The organism is Sphingomonas zeicaulis, from assembly GCF_050433225.1.
Classification (GTDB): Bacteria; Pseudomonadota; Alphaproteobacteria; order Sphingomonadales; family Sphingomonadaceae; genus Sphingomonas_D; species Sphingomonas_D zeicaulis.
Genome location: NZ_JBNPXQ010000001.1, coordinates 1,448,408 through 1,466,081 on the forward strand (window position 1 = coordinate 1,448,408; position 17,674 = coordinate 1,466,081).

22 protein-coding genes are annotated in these 17,674 nt (G+C 68.6%); 6 read left to right on the forward strand and 16 right to left on the reverse strand.

What is annotated here, in order from left to right; genetic code table 11:
• Positions 1-449: 449 nt before the first annotated feature.
• Positions 450-641, reverse strand: a complete 192-nt coding sequence (locus FHS96_RS06825) for a sigma factor-like helix-turn-helix DNA-binding protein (RefSeq protein ID WP_429588720.1) — start codon at positions 639-641, stop codon at positions 450-452.
• Positions 642-758: 117 nt separating this feature from the next.
• On the opposite strand from FHS96_RS06825, the gene FHS96_RS06830 reads away from it, so the two are divergent.
• Complete coding sequence (locus FHS96_RS06830; protein ID WP_429588721.1) at positions 759-1,085, forward strand: hypothetical protein; 327 nt, start codon at positions 759-761, stop codon at positions 1,083-1,085.
• A 54-nt stretch (positions 1,086-1,139) separates the two neighbouring features.
• The gene (locus FHS96_RS06835; RefSeq protein WP_429588722.1) at positions 1,140-1,445 is read left to right on the forward strand and encodes a DUF1330 domain-containing protein; all 306 of its coding nucleotides are present in this window, start codon (positions 1,140-1,142) and stop codon (positions 1,443-1,445) included.
• A gap of 58 nt (positions 1,446-1,503) precedes the next feature.
• Here the strand turns inward: FHS96_RS06835 and FHS96_RS06840 are convergent, their stop codons facing one another.
• The 4 genes from FHS96_RS06840 to FHS96_RS06855 are packed head-to-tail and all read right to left on the reverse strand — an operon-like array spanning position 1,504 to position 3,877.
• Positions 1,504-1,980: a DUF1178 family protein gene (locus FHS96_RS06840; protein ID WP_429588723.1), complete on the reverse strand. Its 477-nt coding sequence runs from the start codon at positions 1,978-1,980 to the stop codon at positions 1,504-1,506.
• Positions 1,977-2,807, reverse strand: a complete 831-nt coding sequence (locus FHS96_RS06845) for a carbon-nitrogen hydrolase family protein (RefSeq protein ID WP_429588724.1) — start codon at positions 2,805-2,807, stop codon at positions 1,977-1,979. Before FHS96_RS06845 ends, FHS96_RS06840 begins: the two co-directional genes overlap by 4 nt.
• Positions 2,808-2,815: 8 nt before the next feature.
• Positions 2,816-3,073, reverse strand: coding sequence for a glutaredoxin 3 (grxC, locus tag FHS96_RS06850; RefSeq protein ID WP_429588725.1), 258 nt, complete (start codon positions 3,071-3,073; stop codon positions 2,816-2,818).
• Between the two features lie 51 nt (positions 3,074-3,124).
• On the reverse strand, positions 3,125-3,877 hold the full coding sequence (locus FHS96_RS06855; protein WP_429588726.1) for a double zinc ribbon domain-containing protein: 753 nt from the start codon (positions 3,875-3,877) through the stop codon (positions 3,125-3,127).
• Between FHS96_RS06855 and FHS96_RS06860 the strand changes: the two genes are divergently transcribed.
• Positions 3,873-4,778 (forward strand): class I SAM-dependent methyltransferase, encoded by a 906-nt coding sequence (locus tag FHS96_RS06860; RefSeq protein ID WP_429589664.1) that lies wholly within the window; start codon positions 3,873-3,875, stop codon positions 4,776-4,778. The two genes, FHS96_RS06855 and FHS96_RS06860, sit on opposite strands and share 5 nt — an antisense overlap.
• Here the strand turns inward: FHS96_RS06860 and FHS96_RS06865 are convergent.
• The 6 genes from FHS96_RS06865 to FHS96_RS06890 all read right to left on the reverse strand — a co-directional run bounded on the left by FHS96_RS06865 (position 4,770) and on the right by FHS96_RS06890 (position 10,570).
• A complete protein-coding gene (locus tag FHS96_RS06865; protein WP_429588727.1) occupies positions 4,770-5,180 on the reverse strand; it encodes a (deoxy)nucleoside triphosphate pyrophosphohydrolase in 411 nt (136 codons plus the stop codon). The genes FHS96_RS06860 and FHS96_RS06865 overlap by 9 nt on opposite strands.
• Positions 5,177-6,646: a M48 family metalloprotease gene (locus FHS96_RS06870; RefSeq protein ID WP_429588728.1), complete on the reverse strand. Its 1,470-nt coding sequence runs from the start codon at positions 6,644-6,646 to the stop codon at positions 5,177-5,179. The genes FHS96_RS06865 and FHS96_RS06870 overlap by 4 nt, the downstream gene beginning before the upstream one ends.
• 79 nt (positions 6,647-6,725) lie before the next feature.
• Complete coding sequence (locus tag FHS96_RS06875) at positions 6,726-7,673, reverse strand: acetyl-CoA carboxylase carboxyltransferase subunit alpha (RefSeq protein WP_429588729.1); 948 nt, start codon at positions 7,671-7,673, stop codon at positions 6,726-6,728.
• An 11-nt stretch (positions 7,674-7,684) separates the two neighbouring features.
• Complete coding sequence (locus tag FHS96_RS06880; protein WP_429588730.1) at positions 7,685-8,626, reverse strand: tyrosine recombinase; 942 nt, start codon at positions 8,624-8,626, stop codon at positions 7,685-7,687.
• Positions 8,623-10,443 carry a hypothetical protein gene (locus tag FHS96_RS06885; protein ID WP_429588731.1) on the reverse strand — a complete coding sequence of 607 codons (1,821 nt, stop codon included), beginning with the start codon at positions 10,441-10,443 and terminating at the stop codon, positions 8,623-8,625. The genes FHS96_RS06880 and FHS96_RS06885 overlap by 4 nt, the downstream gene beginning before the upstream one ends.
• Complete coding sequence (locus FHS96_RS06890) at positions 10,433-10,570, reverse strand: hypothetical protein (protein WP_429588732.1); 138 nt, start codon at positions 10,568-10,570, stop codon at positions 10,433-10,435. Before FHS96_RS06890 ends, FHS96_RS06885 begins: the two co-directional genes overlap by 11 nt.
• A gap of 92 nt (positions 10,571-10,662) precedes the next feature.
• Here FHS96_RS06890 and FHS96_RS06895 point away from each other — a divergent pair, with 92 nt between their 5' ends.
• Both FHS96_RS06895 and aroB read left to right on the forward strand, forming a co-directional pair.
• Positions 10,663-11,214, forward strand: coding sequence for a shikimate kinase (locus FHS96_RS06895; protein WP_429588733.1), 552 nt, complete (start codon positions 10,663-10,665; stop codon positions 11,212-11,214).
• A complete protein-coding gene (gene aroB, locus FHS96_RS06900) occupies positions 11,211-12,314 on the forward strand; it encodes a 3-dehydroquinate synthase (RefSeq protein ID WP_429588734.1) in 1,104 nt (367 codons plus the stop codon). Before FHS96_RS06895 ends, aroB begins: the two co-directional genes overlap by 4 nt.
• A 15-nt stretch (positions 12,315-12,329) precedes the next feature.
• Here the strand turns inward: aroB and FHS96_RS06905 are convergent, their stop codons facing one another.
• The 5 genes from FHS96_RS06905 to radA are packed head-to-tail and all read right to left on the reverse strand — an operon-like array spanning position 12,330 to position 16,839.
• The gene (locus FHS96_RS06905; protein ID WP_429588735.1) at positions 12,330-12,677 is read right to left on the reverse strand and encodes a DUF423 domain-containing protein; all 348 of its coding nucleotides are present in this window, start codon (positions 12,675-12,677) and stop codon (positions 12,330-12,332) included.
• Positions 12,674-14,443, reverse strand: a complete 1,770-nt coding sequence (locus tag FHS96_RS06910; RefSeq protein WP_429588736.1) for a cation:proton antiporter domain-containing protein — start codon at positions 14,441-14,443, stop codon at positions 12,674-12,676. Before FHS96_RS06910 ends, FHS96_RS06905 begins: the two co-directional genes overlap by 4 nt.
• Complete coding sequence (locus tag FHS96_RS06915; protein ID WP_429588737.1) at positions 14,443-14,883, reverse strand: iron-sulfur cluster assembly scaffold protein; 441 nt, start codon at positions 14,881-14,883, stop codon at positions 14,443-14,445. The genes FHS96_RS06910 and FHS96_RS06915 overlap by 1 nt, the downstream gene beginning before the upstream one ends.
• Positions 14,880-15,413 (reverse strand): CvpA family protein, encoded by a 534-nt coding sequence (locus FHS96_RS06920; protein WP_429589666.1) that lies wholly within the window; start codon positions 15,411-15,413, stop codon positions 14,880-14,882. The genes FHS96_RS06915 and FHS96_RS06920 overlap by 4 nt, the downstream gene beginning before the upstream one ends.
• Before the next feature lie 52 nt (positions 15,414-15,465).
• Positions 15,466-16,839: a DNA repair protein RadA gene (gene radA / locus FHS96_RS06925; RefSeq protein WP_429588738.1), complete on the reverse strand. Its 1,374-nt coding sequence runs from the start codon at positions 16,837-16,839 to the stop codon at positions 15,466-15,468.
• 94 nt (positions 16,840-16,933) lie between these two features.
• Between radA and FHS96_RS06930 the strand changes: the two genes are divergently transcribed.
• A complete protein-coding gene (locus FHS96_RS06930) occupies positions 16,934-17,629 on the forward strand; it encodes an endonuclease/exonuclease/phosphatase family protein (protein WP_429588739.1) in 696 nt (231 codons plus the stop codon).
• Positions 17,630-17,674: the final 45 nt, after the last annotated feature.

The window sequence follows — 17,674 nt, forward strand, 5'->3', positions numbered from 1 at the left end:
CCCCATGAAGGGGGGCTGTCTCTTGCTTCAATTCACATCCGAGCCGCATCGCTCTCACCTCATGCTCGTATCCTTCTATAACATGGATGAAGCTCGATCGATCCGCCGTCTTGCTACTGGTCGGCGGGGGTATCGCCGTTGTATTCGCCGCCGACACAACATGCCGGCGTTGCGACTTCGCCCCCTCTCGGTCCCTTCTGCCCGGCGATAGGCCCCGCGCGCGCCACAGAAGCAACCGGAGCCCACCGACCATGGCAAAGCAGTCCAAGTTCTTCCGCGTCGCCGTTGAACGCGCGTGCGACCGTCGATGGCCGCAAGATCGAGCGCAGCTGGATCTCCGACATGGACCGACCTCCAATCGCGCAACATAGCCGCGCGCGTGGACATGGAGCACATACACGGCTTCAGCGCGGATCCGCCGCTCAACGCCTAGGGCGACGTCCTGACCGTCAAGGCCGAGGAAATCGGGCTGGTGCTGGCCGGCAAAAAGGAAAAGAAGCTGATGCTGTTCGCGCGATCAGGGCGTTATCCATGTACCCGGCGGGCATATTGTGGGAAACGCCGAGGAGCTCGCAAGTTTCGCGGACCGGCACGTCCTTCATCTTGCGCAGCAGGAAGGCTTCGCGGCAACGCGGGCTCAATCCTGCGGCCGCACGCGTCAGTCACGACAACTGCTCGCGATCGAGCAAGCCGCACTCGGCGGACGGAGCGTCGATAGGCACGTCATCCACGTGTTCGCGGCCCTGGAATAGGGCGTCATGGCGCCGATCCGCCCGCATCCGATCCGTCGCGAGGTCGACCGCGAGGCGGTGGAGGAAGGCGCGCTTGTCGAGGATCGGCGGATCATCCTCGATGCGCTGGATCCGCAACCAGAGCGTCTGCGTCACGTCTCGGCCGCTGGCACGTCACCCACGGTCCTGCGCGCGAGGCGCAGCAAGGCCGGTCGTTCACGCAGCAACATGCGCGTCAGGGCAATCGCGTTCATCGACGTCGGGATCGCCCTAGTTAAGGTGCGAACTTCGCAATTGTCGGGTCGTCCGCCGTGCGTGCCGACCAGGTTGTGCTACCTCGGGCGCATGGCGTAGCACTTGAAATGCGGCCTATAGTCCGCATCCGCAGACCAGCAAGGAGCGCACTCGATGACCGTCTATGTCGTTGCTACCCGCGAGAAGACCACGGATGCGGAAGAATTCGCAAAATATGGCCCCGCCGCAGCGGCGGCCGGTGCCGGGCATCCGATCACGCCGCTCGCCTTCTACGGCAAGCTCGACGTGCTCGAAGGTGCGCCGATCGAGGGTGCGGTGATCCTGAGCTTTCCCGACGAGGCGGCGGCGCGGGCCTGGTATGAGAGCCCGGACTATCAGGCGGCGCGCGAGCATCGGCTGAAGGGCGCCGACTATCGGTTCTTCATGATCGCCGGCGTTGACGAACCCGCCGCCGGTTGAGCAGAATTCGGGCTTCGGGCGCGACCTGCGGATCAGGACGCGCCGGGCGCTCGGCAGCTCAGTTGCGCTTGTTTTCAGGAACCAGCGGCAAGGGCAGCGGCGCCACGCCGATGCCGTCGTCCAGCAGCGACTTGACCTCGGCCAGGCTGGCTTCGCCATGGATGCTGCGACGATCGCTGTCGCCGTCATGAATCGCCCGTGCCTCCCGCGCGAAGCCGCGACCAACCCACTCCGAATCTGCCAGCACCCGTTCCTGCGCCTTGGCGAGTTCGGCGAGCGCGCGCTTCACCCGCGCAGCATCAGGCCCCGCGGGTGCTGCGGGCAGTGCCGCCTCGATCGCCTGCGGCCGCACGACCACCGCCTGATTGCCCTTCGCCCCCACATTGGGCGCCATCACCGCCTTCTCGATCGCGGCATCGCCGCAGATCGGGCAGTTGAGCAGCTTGCGCGCCTTCTGGTCCTCATAATCGCCCGACGATCCGAACCAAGCCTCGAACACATGGCCGCCGTCGCAGCGCAGGTCGAACACGATCATGGCATGACCTCGACCGCGGCGATTGGCCGGCGATGGTCGCGCACCGGTACGCGCGCATGGATGTCGGCGCGCCCGGCAACATCGAGATCTGCGAAGCCCAGCCCGGCGGCGTCGGCCATGTCGAGCAGCACCGCCCCCCAGGGATCGATCACCACCGAATGGCCATAAGTGGCGCGGCCATCCTCATGCGTGCCGGTCTGCGCGGCCGCGATCACGAATGCCGCATTCTCGATCGCCCGCGCGCGCAGCAGCACATGCCAATGCGCCGCGCCGGTCGGCACTGTGAACGCGGCCGGCACTGTCAGGATATCCGCGCCGGCACCCGAAAGCGCGCTGAACAGGCCCGGGAAGCGCAGGTCGTAGCAGACCGCCATGCCGACCACGCCCCAGGGAGTCGTCGCCGCCACCGGCCCCGCGCCCGGCCCATAGACCGCCGATTCGCGCCAGCTCTCTCCCGTCGCCAGATCGACGTCGAACAGGTGCATCTTGTCGTAGCGGGCGCGGATCTCGCCCCCGCCGTCGATCACGAAGCCGCGATTGACCAGCCGGCCATCGGCGCGCGCGCCCGCCAGCGCCAGCGACCCGATATGCACCCACAGCCCGGTCTCGCGCGCGGCGGCACGCACCGCCGCCAGCACCACGTCTTGCGCCTCGTCCGCCAGATGCGGCGCGGCGCGCTTGCGATCGCGATCAAGCAGGCCCGACATTTCGGGCGTGAACAGCATGTCCGCGCCGCCCGCTTTCGCGGCATGCACGGCCGCAACCATCGTCTCGGCATTGGCGGCAGGCGTTATGCCGCTCGTCATCTGCAATATCGCGGCGCGCATCGCCAGGCTCAGGCGGCGAGCAGCGGGTCGAGCCCACCGCGCGCATCGAGCGCGGCGAGATCGTCCGAACCGCCGATATGCTTTCCATCGATGAAGATCTGCGGCACCGTCATCCGGCCGTTGGCGCGTTGGATCATCTGCGCGCGCAGGTCACGGTCCATCGTGATGTCGATTTCCTCGAAGGTCGCCCCCTTGCGATCGAGCAATGCCTTCGCCCGCGTGCAATAGGGGCACATGATTTTCGTGTAGACTTCGACGGTGGCCATGCTCAAAAAACTGGTGCGCTGCAGCGAGAAAGTCAATGGAGGCGTTGCCGGTCATCCTGCATGCGGATCGAGCGGCACGCGCGCCCAGCACAGCATCACCACCCGCCGCGCGCCGGCGCGCTTGAGGACGCTTGCGCACGCATTCGCCGTAGCACCGCTGGTATGGACATCGTCGATCAGCAGCACGGCGCGCCCTGCCACCGCGGCACGCGGCCAGCGTGGCCCCAGCATGATCGCGCCGGACAAAACCCGCTTCCGCGCCGCCCGTCCCATGCCCTTCATCATCGGCGTCGCCCGCTTGCGATGGAGCAGGTCGAGCGCGACTGGGTGACCACTCGCACGCGCAACCGCCGTCGCGATCAGAGCAGACTGGTTGAAGCCGCGCGACCAGATGCGCCAGCGATGCAGCGGCACCGGCGCCAGCAGCCAATCTTCGTCAGCAGGCACCAGGCGCCGCGCGAGCCCCGCGATCAGCCCTGCCAGACCAACGCGCCGGCCATGTTTGAGCTTGATCGCGATCGTCTGCGCGACATCGCCATAGGCGACCACCGCACGGACCCAGTCGTGGCGCGGCGGCTCGGCCATGCAGGGCGCACACAGGCTCCCCTCCGGCTGGGCATCCTCGAACGGCGCGCCGCAGGTCGCGCAGCCGCTGTCCGGATCGAGGAAATCGAGCTTCGCCCAGCAATCCCCGCACAGGCTCAGCGAATCGGTGACGATCACGCCGCACACGGGGCAGCGCGGCGGCAGCGCGAAATCGAGCGCCGCGCGGAACGGCGCGCTGAGGTGGGCGGTGCTGATCACCTTCCTCTTGTTCCCGCGCGCCGCGCCCGGCACAAGCCGCGGCGTGAGTACCGATCCCGAAATCTTCGATCGCGCGCTGTGGCGCCGCCGCCGCGACCGCGCCTTGCCCCGTTTCGCCGAGCATGACTTCCTGTTCGAACGGATGGCGGCAGATATCGAGGACCGGCTGGACTTCGTCAGCCGCAGCTTCACCCGCGCGCTCGACCTCGGCACAGCCGATGGCCGTCTCGCCGCCCGCCTGCGCGCGCGCGGCATTCCGACCATCGCCTGCGATCCCGGCTTCGCCGCGGCCAGGGCGGCGGGCGGCGTCCAGTGCGACGCGGACCGCCTGCCCTTCGCTGACGGCAGTTTCGACCTAATCGTCTCCGTCGGGCTGCTCGACGGCATCAACGACCTGCCCGGCGCACTCACGCTGGCACGGCGAGCGCTCAAGCCCGACGGCCTGTTCCTCGCCGCCTTCTGCGGCGCCGGCACGCTCGGCACCTTGCGCAGCGGCCTGCTGAGCGGCGACGGCGGGCCGGCAGCGGCGCGCATCCATCCGCAGATCGACGTGCGTGCCGCTGGCGACCTGCTCTCGCGCGCGGGTTTCGCGATGCCCGTCACCGATACCGACCGGGTGACGGTGCGCTACAGCTCACCGCTTGCGCTGATGCATGACTTGCGCGGCATGGCGGCGACCAACCGGCTGCGTGATCGCGCCCCGTCGCTGTCGCGCACCGATCTCGCCGCGCTGTTCGCCTATGCCGCCAATGCCGCGGACGCGGACGGCAAGATCGCCGAGCGGTTCGACATCGTCCATCTCTCCGGCTGGGCACCCGCCGAATCGCAGCCGAAGCCCGCGCGACGCGGCAGCGGCCGGGTCTCGCTCGCGGATGCGCTCAAGCCGAAACCGTCAGAGTAACGCGTCGAGCAGCCCGATCAGCGGCAGGTCCGCCGGCGGCATCTCCAGCCCGTACAACTCCGGCGTGCGCACCCATGCGAGGGAGCTGGCGGCGAGCGCCTGCGGCGTGCCGGACCATTTTCGGCAGACATAGAGCAGCAGCAGCAGGTGCCGGTCGCCCAGCGCCTCGCTGGCGAAGCAGGCGGGGGCCAGGCAGGCAGTCTCGACATCGATCGCGAGTTCCTCGTGCAGTTCGCGCACGAGCGCCGCCTCCGGCGTCTCGCCCGGCGCCAGCTTGCCGCCCGGAAATTCCCAGAGGCCGGCCATCGGCTTGCCCTCCGGCCGCTTCTGCACGAGGACGCGCCCGTCGCCGTCGACGAGCGCCACCGCCACCACGATCAGCGGCTCGCGCGCCGCCGTCATCCGTAGACGATCAGCTTCACGCGCTGGCCGACGCGCAGCGGGCGATTCGCCGGCTGCGCGTTGAGCGTGAGGAAGCGGTCGAGCTGCCCGTCCGAATAGGCCATGCGGCGCGCGAGGCTGGCGCTGCTATCACCCGCCTTCACCGTAACGACGCTGATCCGGCGCGGGCGGACGCCCTTGGCCTCCGCCTCACTCATCCGCCGCAGGCTCTGGAACATCGCATTGAACGGGTTGCTGTTGCCTACCGGGGTCAGCGTGACGAAATGATAGGCGCTCGACGTGCCGAAACGATAGGCGACGACAGTGACGTCGACCTGCCCCGAATTGGTATTGGCCTGCGCGCTGGCGAAGGACACCGGAATTCCATTGATCGTCGTGCGCTGCGGCGTGCCATAGTTGATCCGGCCGCCCTGCCCGGCAAGACCCTGGAACACGGCGCCGATATAGGCGTCCATATCTCCCGAGAAGCGCCCCGAACTGAACTGCGCCTGCCCGCCACTGCCCGCGATCGACACCGATTGCGTGCCGTTGGACATGGTGAAGCCCTGCGGAATCGAGAACATCAGCCGCAGATCGGGATGGCGAAAGGTGCGGCCCTCGATCACGCCCTGCCGCGGATCATCGTCATAGAGCGTGCCGTCGAGCGCGGTCAGATAGGCGTCGCGGTTGCGCACCGTGCTGCGCGATCCCGTCGCCTTCGCCTGCTGCAGCGCGCGCTGCACGCGTGAGGCGGGGTCGGGGTGCGTGCTCGCCCAAGTGGGCACCGAGCGCGCAGGCACCCGGCCGAGCTTCTGGTCGAGCGCCGATTGCGCGGCGAGCGAGGCCAGCATCGTCGACGAGGCGGTCGGATCATAGCCGGCGGAGACGAGATAGCGCACGCCGAGATCGTCGGCCTCATATTCCTGGCTGCGCGAATAGCCGAGCACCCAGAGCTGCGCGCCGGTGCCCAGCACCTGCTGCGCCATCCGCGCGATCTCGTCGGATCCGGTCAGCAGCCCCGCCCCCAAGGTACCGAGCAAGGTGCCGAGCGTGCCGAGGCTCTGCTGCTGATTGCGCTTCGCCGCGTGGCGCGCCGCGACATGGCCTACCTCATGCCCCATTACCGAAGCGAGCTCGGCCTCGTCATTGATCAGGCCGGTGAGCTGCCGGGTGATGTAGACATAGCCGCCGGGAATCGCGAACGCGTTGTTCACCGGCGAATTGAGCAATGTGACGGTGAAATCGCCCTGGCTGTTCGACAGGCCCGACTGCACCGCGATCTTACGACCGATGCGCGTCACATAGGCCGCCTGCGGCGCGTTGTAGGCACCGCCGAACTCGGCGAGCATCTTCGGATGCTCCTGCGAGCCAAGCTGCTTGTCTGCCTGCGAAATCGACACCGCACGGCCCGACTGCGAAGCGACGGGCACCGCCGCCGCCGAGCCGAGCAATGCGAGGAACGCCGCCGCCTTGAAAGCCCTGGTCACTTACGCCTCCCTACTTCCGGTCGGCCGCTTTTGGCGGGCCGGAAGCGTGGCGGCAAGGCCGGTCAGCGCCGCGCTGCGATCAGACGCCGCCGATCTCGAGATATTTCGTCCGGCGCTGCTTGCGCAGGCCGGCCGCGTCGAGCGTGCCGAGCGAGTCCAACGCCCCGCCGATCGCGTTGCCTAGCGCGGCGATCGCCGCCGCCGGATCGCGATGCGCACCGCCCGCGGGCTCCGGCACAATCTCGTCGATCACGCCCAGACCCTTCAGGTCAGCGGCGGTCACCTTCATCGCCTCTGCCGCATCGGCCGCGCGATCGGCGGTGCGCCACAGAATCGAGGCGCAGCCCTCGGGCGAGATTACCGAATAGACGGCATGTTCGAACATCAGCACGCTGTTGGCCGCGGCCAGCGCGATCGCGCCGCCCGAGCCGCCCTCGCCGACGATCGCGGCGACCAGCGGCACGCCTAGCGACAGGCAGGTCTCGGTCGACCGCGCGATCGCTTCAGCCTGGCCGCGCTCTTCGGCCTGAACGCCCGGGAACGCGCCCGACGTGTCGACCAAGGTCACCACCGGCAGGCGGAAACGGTCGGCAAGCTCCATGAGGCGAATCGCCTTGCGATAGCCTTCGGGCTTGCCCATCCCGAAATTATGCTTGAGCCGCGACGCGGTATCATCGCCTTTCTCATGGCCGATCACGACGACGCGGCGGCCGCCCAGACGCCCCAGGCCACCCAGGATTGCCTGGTCGTCGGCGAAGGCGCGGTCGCCCGCCAGCGGCACATAATCCTCGATCATTCCCGCCAGATAATGCCGGAAATGCGGGCGTTCGGGGTGCCGCGCGACCTGCGTTTTCTGCCACGGGGTCAGTTTCGCATAGGTGTCGCGCAGCAGGCGGTCTGACTTTGCCTCGAGCTTGGCAATCTCGCCGGCAATGTCTAGCGATCCCGCCTCGGCGGTTTCGCGGAGTTCGGAGACGCGCGCCTGTAATTCGGCGACCGGCTTTTCGAAGTCGAGGAAGCTGGGCATGGCGGCGGCAGTTAGGCGTGCGGTGTGCCCGCGTCAACGCGGGTCGCACGTGCCGGGGGCGTATCCGCGAGCGGATGGCGGCTGTTGACGAGTTCGACGAGGCGCCGGCTGTCGACATGCGTATAGATTTCGGTGGTCGCGATGTCGGCGTGGCCGAGCAATGTCTGCACCGCGCGCAGGTCGGCGCCACCTTCCAGAAGATGGGTCGCGAAGGCGTGGCGCAGCACATGCGGACTGACCCGCGTCGGATCGATGCCGGCGTTCACCGCCAGCGCGCGAATCAGTTGATAGAGCCGCACGCGGCTGAGATGCGTGCGCCCGGAAGGGAATAGCCAAATGCTGTCCGGCGGCACATGCCGCTTCCATGCCGCCACCGCGGCACGCGCGCGATCGGAGATCGGCACCAGCCGCTCGCGCCCGCCCTTGCCGCGCAGGATCAGGAAAGGCCGATCTCCGGTCACGGTTCGCGCCGGCAGCGAGACCAGTTCGGTCGCGCGCAGCCCCGATCCGTAGAGCAGTTCGACCAGCGCGGCGAGGCGGAGATCCAGCGGCGACACCGGATCGAGCGCCAATCGCCGGGAGATCTCGGCGAACAGCCGGTCGACCTCGCCATGGCCGAGGATCTTGGGCAAGGGTCGCCGGGTGACGGGCCGCGGCAGCGCCGGCGATGGGTCGTCGCCGCGCAGCCCCTCGTCGTGCAGGAAGGCGAAGAACCGGCGTAGCGCCGCCGCCTTGCGCGCGACCGTCGATGCGGCGAGCGGCATCCAGGCCTCGCCGAGCTTTTCGAGTTCGTCCTTGCCCGCCCCGGCCAGCGCGCCTTCCAGCACCGCCGACGCGCCGTTGAGATCGGTGCGATAGGCATCCAGCGTGTTGCGCGCAGCGCCGGCTTCGGCCGCCATCATCTCCAGAAACCGGTCGATGAGACGGATATCCTCGCCGGCCGCCGCGATCATGTGCGCATCATCGCCTCGGCCGCGATCATCCGCGCCTCGGGCTCGCGCCCCACCCGTCGGAGGGCCGCGACGATGTGATAGAGATGCTGCGCAGGCACGCGTTCCCACCGGCCGGTCTGCATGCCGACCGCGGCGAGCACCGCGACGGTGCCGCCGCGCCCGGCATTGGCGGCATCGACGATCGCTCGCGTCCAACGGTCGGTCGCGTTGAGCGGCACGCCGAGATCGCGAGAGAGCCGGTCGATATCGCCCTGCGGCAGCCGCCCCAGCGCCGCCAGCCCGGCGAACAGCAGCTGCGCGCGCGGCGAGCCTTGTGCGCGGCCCGCAAACGCATTCACCCGCGCCGCATCGACCCGCACCGTCGGCCGTGGCGTGCCGACCGCGAGCATGGCCCAGGCGGCATCGGCATCGGCCGCGCTCATCGCATCGACCGTCGCGCCCCAGCGCGCCGCCTGCACATCGAGCCCGGCGGTCAGCATCGATCCGATCAGATCCGCGGCATCGTCCGCATAGGCGGCATCAACCGGGATCCGCGCCGCGGCCCGCGCGGTGAGGATGTGGCGCGCGAACTTCGTGTTGGGATCGGCGCTGCCGTCCCAGATCGAGCGCAGCGCGGAGACGCGGCCGGCGACATCGTCGCTATGGGCGAGGCGCAGCAGGTCGGGCAGGCTGCCCGAAAACTCGCTTGAATCCATTGCCTCGCCGACCGAACCATAGAGATCGACGAGCGCGGCGCTCGAAAGAACGCCAAGCGTCGCGGCGATATCCCCCGGTGCGGCGCGCGCCGCGGGTGACAGCATCGGCGCACGAACCTGCCAGGCGCGCGCGTGCAGCGGCATCGTCGCTATCAGGTTCTGCGGGATATCGACCGCGACGGCGGACGCGAGTCCATAGCGCCACGTCGTCATCCGATCGATGCCGGCCCATTCGATCGTGGTCGATCGCCTTGAATTGGCCCCCGCCCCCACGACCTTCTCGGCCAAGGTCAGATCCACGCCGCGCGCACGACCGCGGCGGCGTATATTCTCGACGATCGCTGCGGCCGGGCCTGACTCTCCTGCCATCGCAGAACACATTGCGCGCGCCAGCGGCCAGGCCGGCTTGCCGCTGTGCCGTTCACCCGGCTCGGCGATTCGGCACATGCCCGCCGGGTCGCCGATCGCAAGCGAGGATTGCATCGCGACACCGTAGAGGCGCGGGGTGAAACGGTCGGTGTCGACGCTCTGCACGAGCATGCGCGCGGCATCCGCCTCTCCCATGCGCAGCAGCAGCCAGGCGCGCGCAGCCACCCAATCGGCCCCGTCGACACCCGCCGGCGTGGTCGATTCGCCCAGCAGGGCGCGGCGCAGCACGATCGAGGTCCAGCGCGACGGCAGTGGCGCGTCGAGCCGGTCGAGCAAGGTCACCAGCACGCGGCCATCGGTGCCGGCAAAGGCATTGCGGCCGAACCCGCCCTCGGTCGGCGAAATCACACCGACAGCGGCGGTCGAACGGCGCAACGCAGGCGGCAGATCATAGACTTCCGGCACGACGGCCGCCGCATCGGCGACGTTGCCCATCTCGTCGTCGCCATCGCCTTCCGCTTCGGTGAGCGTGACCGGTGGCGGCGGCAAGGGCGTCGATGTGGCGGAAGGCGGCAACAGATCCTGCGGCGCGCGCGCACGCGGCGACGCGGAGGGCGTCGGAGACGGTGCGGGCACGGGATCGCCGAAGCCGGGCGGCAGCAGCGATTCGGGCGCGCTCTGGCTCAATACCGGCGCCGCGATTGCGGCGGTGGCAAGCAGGCCGGCGATGATCCAGGCCGGCTTACTTCCCAAGCTTGTCACCAGGCACGACCTTCTCGACGCGCGTCTGCGGCTTTTCGGTGTCCAGGGTCGAAAGGAACCACAGACCGCCGCCGACGATCAGGACGAGAAGGATGAGGATGGTGATCAGACGCGTCACGAGAACTCCCTGGGGGCCCGATCCCGACCGCCGGTGCCCATTGCGACGCGCTTTTGCCCGATCGCCCCGGCTTATGTATAGCCCCCGCCGCAATGCTCGGAAACACAGTCACTCCCCCGGCCGCACCCTTGCCTCGTGTCGACAGGCCGATCGTGCTCGTCGGGCTGATGGGCGTGGGCAAATCGACGGTCGGCAAGCGCCTCGCCGCACGGCTCGAGCTGCCGTTCGTCGATGCCGATCATGAGATCGAACGCGCCGCGGACATGACGATCACCGAGATGTTCGCGCGCTACGGCGAATCCGCGTTCCGCGATGGCGAACGTCGGGTGATCGCCCGTCTGATCGATGGCACGCCCAAGGTGATCGCAACCGGCGGCGGCGCGTTCATGGCCGATGCCACCCGCGCCCTGATCCTCGAACATGCGATTTCGGTGTGGCTCGATGCCGATATCGATGTGCTCGCCGAGCGCGTCGGTCGCCGCGACGACCGGCCTCTGCTCAAGGACAAGGATCCGCAGGTCGTGCTGCGCGAACTCGCCGCCGTCCGCAATCCGGTCTACGCGCAGGCGGCGATCCACATCCATAGCAAGCCGCAGCCGCACGATCACGCCGTCAACGCCATACTGGATGCCCTTCGCCGATGACCCTCGTTCCCGTCGCCCTCGGCGATCGCAGCTATGACATCCTGATCGAAGCCGGCGCGATCGACCGCGCGGCCGAATTGCTGACGCCCTGGCAGCGCGGCCGCCGCTGGATCGTGGTCACCGAAGAGAATGTGCACCATCACCAGTTCGGCCGGCTCGAGGCAGCGCTGGCCGCCGCGGGCGTCCGCATCGAGCGGATCGTGCTGCCGCCGGGCGAAGGCACCAAAAACTGGGACATCCTGCGCAGCCTTACCGAACAGCTCTTGGCGCTGGAGGTCGAGCGCTCCGAATCGATCATCGCGCTGGGCGGCGGCGTGATCGGCGATCTCGTGGGTTTCGCAGCGTCGATCGTGAAGCGCGGCTGCGACTTCATCCAGATCCCGACCACCTTGCTCTCGCAGGTCGACTCGTCGGTGGGCGGCAAGACCGCGATCAACAGCGCGCATGGCAAGAATCTGGTCGGCGCCTTCCATCAGCCGCGCTTCGTGCTGATCGATCCGACCGTGCTCGACACGCTGCCCCGCCGCGAGGTTGCCGCCGGCTATGCCGAGGTCGTCAAATATGGCCTGCTCGGCGATTTCGACTTCTATCAGTGGTGCGAGGCGAACAGCGCCGCGTTGCTCGCCGGCGATGCCGATGCGCGTGCCTATGCGATCGAAATGAGCGTACGTGCAAAGGCCCGCATCGTCGCTGCGGACGAGCGCGAGACCGCGGATCACCGCGCGCTGCTCAACCTCGGCCACACCTTCGGCCACGCACTCGAAGCCGAGACCGGCTATTCGGACCGGCTGCTGCATGGCGAGGCGGTTGCCGCCGGCATGGCGCTGGCGTTCCGCTATTCCGCGCGTCGCGGGCTGTGCGAGGCGCAGGATGCCGGCCGGGTCGCAGCCCACCTGCGCGCCGCCGGGCTGCCGCAGGGCCTGGCGGACGCCGGCGTGTCGGCGTCGGGCGCGGTCCTGGCTGGCCATATGGCGCACGACAAGAAGAAGAGCGGCGGCCGCGTGCCCTTCATCCTCGCACGCGGCATCGGTGCCGCGTTCGTCGACAAGCAGGTCGAACTCACCGACGTGGCCGACTTCCTCGACGCGGAGCCGCGCTGACCGGCGCCCTGCCGCTCAGCGCCTGAACGGCCGCAGCCCCAGCCAGATCCAGCCGGCGATCATCAGTACGCCGCCGATCGGCGTGACCATCCCCAGCCAGCGCGGCCCGGCGAACGCCATCGCATAGAGCGTGCCGGCGAAGATCAGCGATCCCGCCATCAGCAACGCCGAGGGGCCCCGCGCCACGATCCGTCCCGTCATCGCCGCCACCGCAACGGCGTGGACGAGTTGATAGAGCCCGCCGGTCTTCAGCCATTCCGCCGGCTGCCCGGTCACGCCATGCGCGCCGAACGCGCCCGCCGCGATCGCCACCGCAGCGCTGAACGCCGCGAAGGCCAACATCGGATCACGCCTGGCAATCATATATGCTCCTCTGGCAGTACGCCGGGCCGCAGCATCATGTCCTTGCCGGCGCGCAGGTCTCCGGCCGCGATCTGGCGATCCAGCCGGTCGGCATCGATGCGTCGATAGTCCGCTTCGGTACGGTCGATCTCGTCTTCCTCGATCTCCAGCATCACCATCGCCTGGCGCGCCATCTCGATCGCCGATTCATAGACTTCGCGCACCGCCGTCACCTCGGCCCCGGCAAGCCGCATCAACTGCCGCCGGTCGAACGCGCGCACGAAGATCTTCGCCTGCGGGAAGGCCAGCGAGATCGGGTGGAGCATGTTGGCATCCACCGACTGACCATCGAGGCAGAACAGGATCAGCCCCGCCTCCTCGGCGCCCGCGCCCCGCAACAGGTCGATGCGCGTGCCGTCGCCATAATAGACCTTGGCGCCGAACGCGGTGCTGATGTCGATCTGCAGCGGGTTCGAATCGATCAATGTCAGCGGAATCCGCTGGGCCGTGAGCATCTGCGCCACGGTCTGCCCGAACCGGCCATAGCCGACGATGATCGCGCTGGCGCCGGCGACGTTTTCCGGCCCCTGCAGATCGTCGCGCGCCGCGATCGGTTCTTCGCGGAACCGGCGCGAGATCATCATCAGGAAAGGCGTGGTCGCCATCGACAGCGTGACGACCGCGCTGAACAGGCTCGCCGCCTCGGGCGCGATCAGCAGCGCGGACTGCGCCTGCGCGAACAGCACGAACCCGAACTCGCCCCCCTGGCTGAGCAGCAGGCCGAGGCCGAGCGCGGGCCGCCACGCCATGCCGGCGATGCGGCCGATGCCGATCATGATGACCGCCTTGGTCACGATCAGCGCCGCCGCCATGCCCAGCACGAAGAAGGGCCGCTCCGCGATCGCGCGCAGATCGAGCAACATGCCGACCGCGACGAAGAACAGGCCGAGCAGCAGCGAACGGAAGGGTTCGACATCGGCTTCAAGTTCGTGCCGATAGGGCGAATCGGCGAGCATCACGCCCGCGACGAACGCGCCGAGCGCGGCCGAGAGATGCAGCGACTGCATCACTGCGGCGCTCGCGACCACCGTGAACAGCCCGGCGGCGATGAACATCTCGCGTTCGCCGAGCCCGCCGATCAGCTTGAACATCGGATTGAGGATGAAACGCCCCGCCAGCACCAGCCCGACGATCGCGAGGATGGTGTAGACCGCGAGCAGCCAACCCGGCGGCGCGCTGGGATCGGCCGGCGCGCGCGAGAGGGCGGCGATGATCGTGATCAGCGGCACGATCGAGAGATCCTGGAACAGCAGGATCGAAAAGGCGCGCTCACCGAAGGGCGTCCGCAGGCGGCCGGCCGACTGCAGCATCGGCAGCACCTGTGCGGTGGAAGACAGCGCCAGCGGCAGGCCCAGCGCGATCGATGCCGCAAAGGAAAAGGGCGTGAACCACCAGACCACCAGCGTGATTGCAACGCCGCACAGCACCACCTGCGCCGCGCCGAAACCGAAAATGTCGTGCTTCAGCCGCCACAGCCGCGCGGGCGTCAATTCCAGCCCGACAAGGAACAGCAGCAAGGTGATGCCCAGTTCGGCAACGCCGAGCTTGCTCTGCGCATCGCCGACGAGGTTGAGCATCTGCGGGCCGATCACGGCACCGGCGACGAGATAGCCCAGCGTCGCACCCAGCCCCAATCGGCGGAAGATCAGCACGAAGACCAGCGCCGTCCCGAGCAGGATGACGCCATCCATCAGCATCAGCGCGCCGCCATGCGCGCCGCCGTCCATCAGTTCTGCCCGCTGCTGCGGCTGGCCTCGGCAAGCGCCGCCTCGACCGCCTCGAACGAGAGGCGGATCGAGGGGTGCCGCGCGCTGTGCGGGCGCGCCGGCCCGAAGATTTCCAGACCCGGCCAGTCGCCGGGATCGTCACGGGTGCCGGCCAGGAATTCGGTGAGCGCGGCGCGCGCTGCCGCGATTTCCGCAAGCGACCGCCCGATCGCATGCTCCGCCATCAGCGCCGAACTTGCCTGCCCCAGCGCGCAGGCGCGCACATCGAGCCCGATCGTCGCGATGCGGCCCTCGCCATCCGCCGTCACGTCCACCGTCACGCGGCTGCCGCAGATCGGCGAACGCCGCTCGGCGCTGCCGCCCGGTTCGGGCAGGCGGCCGAGATGCGGGATCGATGCCGCGAGGCGAAGGATGCGGGCATTGTACAGCGGTGCGGTCATCTGGAGGCGCTTCCGGTCTCGTCATCGGCGATCGCGCGCCGGCGCGACTGGACGAAATCGACCAGCGCGCGACCGCTGGCGTTGAGCAGGGGATAGCTGCGCGCATCGACGATCCAGGCAGACTTGGGCGCACGCGCGTCGATCGTTTCAAGCACCAGCACCACCAGAAGATAGAGCAGAGTGGCGCCGATCAACCCCTTGAGCGCACCGAAACCGATGCCCAGTAGCCGATCGAACGGCCCGAGCACCGATTGCTTCACCCGATTGCCGATCGCCCGTGCAACGATCCGCGCCGCGATGAAGCTCACGCCGAACACGAGAATGAAGGCGAGGATCGCCGCCCCCGGGGCGCTGCCGACCGGGTCGAGCAGGAAGGCCGCGACCGGCGAATGCATCATCTTCAGCGCGAAGATCGCAACCACCCAGGCCGCAAGCGCCAGCGCCTCGGTCACGAAGCCGCGCCAGCCGCCGAACGCCGCTGCGCCGCCGACGATCAGCAGCACGAGAATGTCGAGGGCGGTGGCGTCCATTGCGTCCAAAAAATCGTCGATCGCGGGCTGGATGCCCGCGTCCGGCCCCTCGCTATCCGCGCGAGAGCATATGGTCAACGAGCGCGCCGAGCGTCGGGAAGCCCATCGTGCGCAGCGGCGCCGCATCCTTCGACAGCGCCTGCGGCAGCATCGCGCGCTCGAACCCCAGCTTGGCGGCTTCCTTCAGCCGCAGCGCGCCATGCGCGACCGGCCGGACCTCGCCCGACAGCGCCACCTCCCCGAACACGACGGTATCGGTCGGCACCGGCTGTTCGGACAGTGCGGAAATCAGCGCGACCGCAACCGCAAGGTCGGCGGCGGGGTCCGACAGGCGATAGCCGCCGGCGACGTTCAGATAGACCTCGCAGGTCGAGAAGCTGAGCCCGCACCGCGCCTCCAGCACCGCGAGGATCATCGCGAGGCGCCCGCTGTCCCAGCCCACCACCGCACGGCGCGGCGTCGCCCCGCTCGCCAGCCGCACGGTCAGCGCCTGGATCTCGATCAGCACCGGTCGCGTGCCCTCCAGCGCGGGAAACACAGTGGTGCCGCTGACCGTCTCGTCGCGGCTGGTGAGGAACAGCGCGGAGGGGTTGGAAACCTCGGCCAGGCCCTGCTCCGCCATCGAGAAGACGCCGATCTCGTCGGTGCCGCCGAAGCGGTTCTTGATCGCGCGCAGGATGCGATACTGATGGCTGCGCTCCCCTTCGAAGGCGAGCACGGTATCGACCATATGCTCCAGCACGCGCGGGCCCGCGATGGTGCCGTCCTTGGTGACATGGCCCACCAGCACCAGCGCGGTGCCGCGCTCCTTGGCGAAGCGGATCAGTTCCTGCGCGGAGGCGCGCACCTGGCTGACGGTGCCGGGCGCGCCCTCGATCAGATCGCTGTGCATCGTCTGGATCGAATCGATCACCAGCAGGTCGGGCGCGCGGTCGGCGCCCAGTGTTGTCAGGATGTCCCGCACCGACGTCGCTGCCGCCAGCTGGACCGGCGCATCGCCCAGCCCCAGCCGGCGCGCGCGCAACCGCACCTGATCGGCCGCTTCCTCGCCGGAGACATAGGCGACCACCGCCCCCTTCGTCGCAAGCAGCGCTGCGGCCTGCAGCAGCAATGTCGACTTGCCAATGCCGGGATCGCCGCCGATCAGGGTCGCCGAGCCCTCGACGAAGCCGCCGCCCAGCGCACGATCGAGCTCGCCAATCCCGGTGGGGCGCCGCGCCGGTAACGGGATGTCCGTATCGAGCGCCACCATCTGTACCATCCGGCCGCCGCCCTGCAGATTATGCTTGGCCTGGAAGGGCGTGACCACCGCGCCGGCTTCCTCGACCAGCGTGTTCCATTCGCCGCAATCGACACATTGCCCCTGCCATTTTGAAGTGACCGAGCCGCAGCTCTGGCAGACGTAGCGCTTCTGGGGTTTGGCCATAAGCGTTCCTTATTCGTTCCCATCGCGCCCGACAAGCCGGTGCGGAACCATGCGGCGGTTGCGCCGTTCGATTGCAACCGTCACAGCCAGAGCCATGATCACCGTCGCCAGCTATAACATCCGCAAGGCGATCGGCACCGATCGCCGCCGCCGCCCGGAACGCATCCTGGAAGTGCTGGCGGAGATCGATGCCGACATCATCCTGCTGCAGGAGGCCGATCGTCGCTTCGGCGCGCGCCAGGCGGCATTGCCCCCTCACCTCATCGCCGAACATAGCGGCTATGATCCGATCGACTTCGCGGTGCGCGCCGGCGGGCTCGGCTGGCATGGCAACGCCATTCTTGTCCGCAGCGGCACCGAAGTCCTCGCGCAGCGCGTCCTCCATCTGCCCGCGCTCGAACCGCGCGGCGCGGTGATGGCGGATGTCCGGATCGGCCGGCACGCCGTGCGGATTGTCGGCATGCATCTCGATCTTTCCGGGCTGTGGCGCCGGCGGCAGGCGCACGCGATCATCGCCGCGATCGACCATGAGGCGGAAAAGCTGCCGACAGTGATGGCGGGCGATCTTAACGAATGGACCGCGGCCCGCGGCTGCCTGCGCGATTTCGGCAGCCATTTCCGTTTCGCCGATACCGGCCCCAGTTTTCACGCGCGCCGCCCGATAGCCCGGCTCGACCGCATCATGGTGAACGACAAATTTTCGGTCAGGGAATGCGGCGTGCACGCCAGCTCGATCTCGCGCACCGCATCCGACCACCTGCCGATCTGGGCGAAGCTCGACTTCGCATGAGCCCTGCCGGCTACCGGCTCGACATCCGCAACCGCAACTGCCACG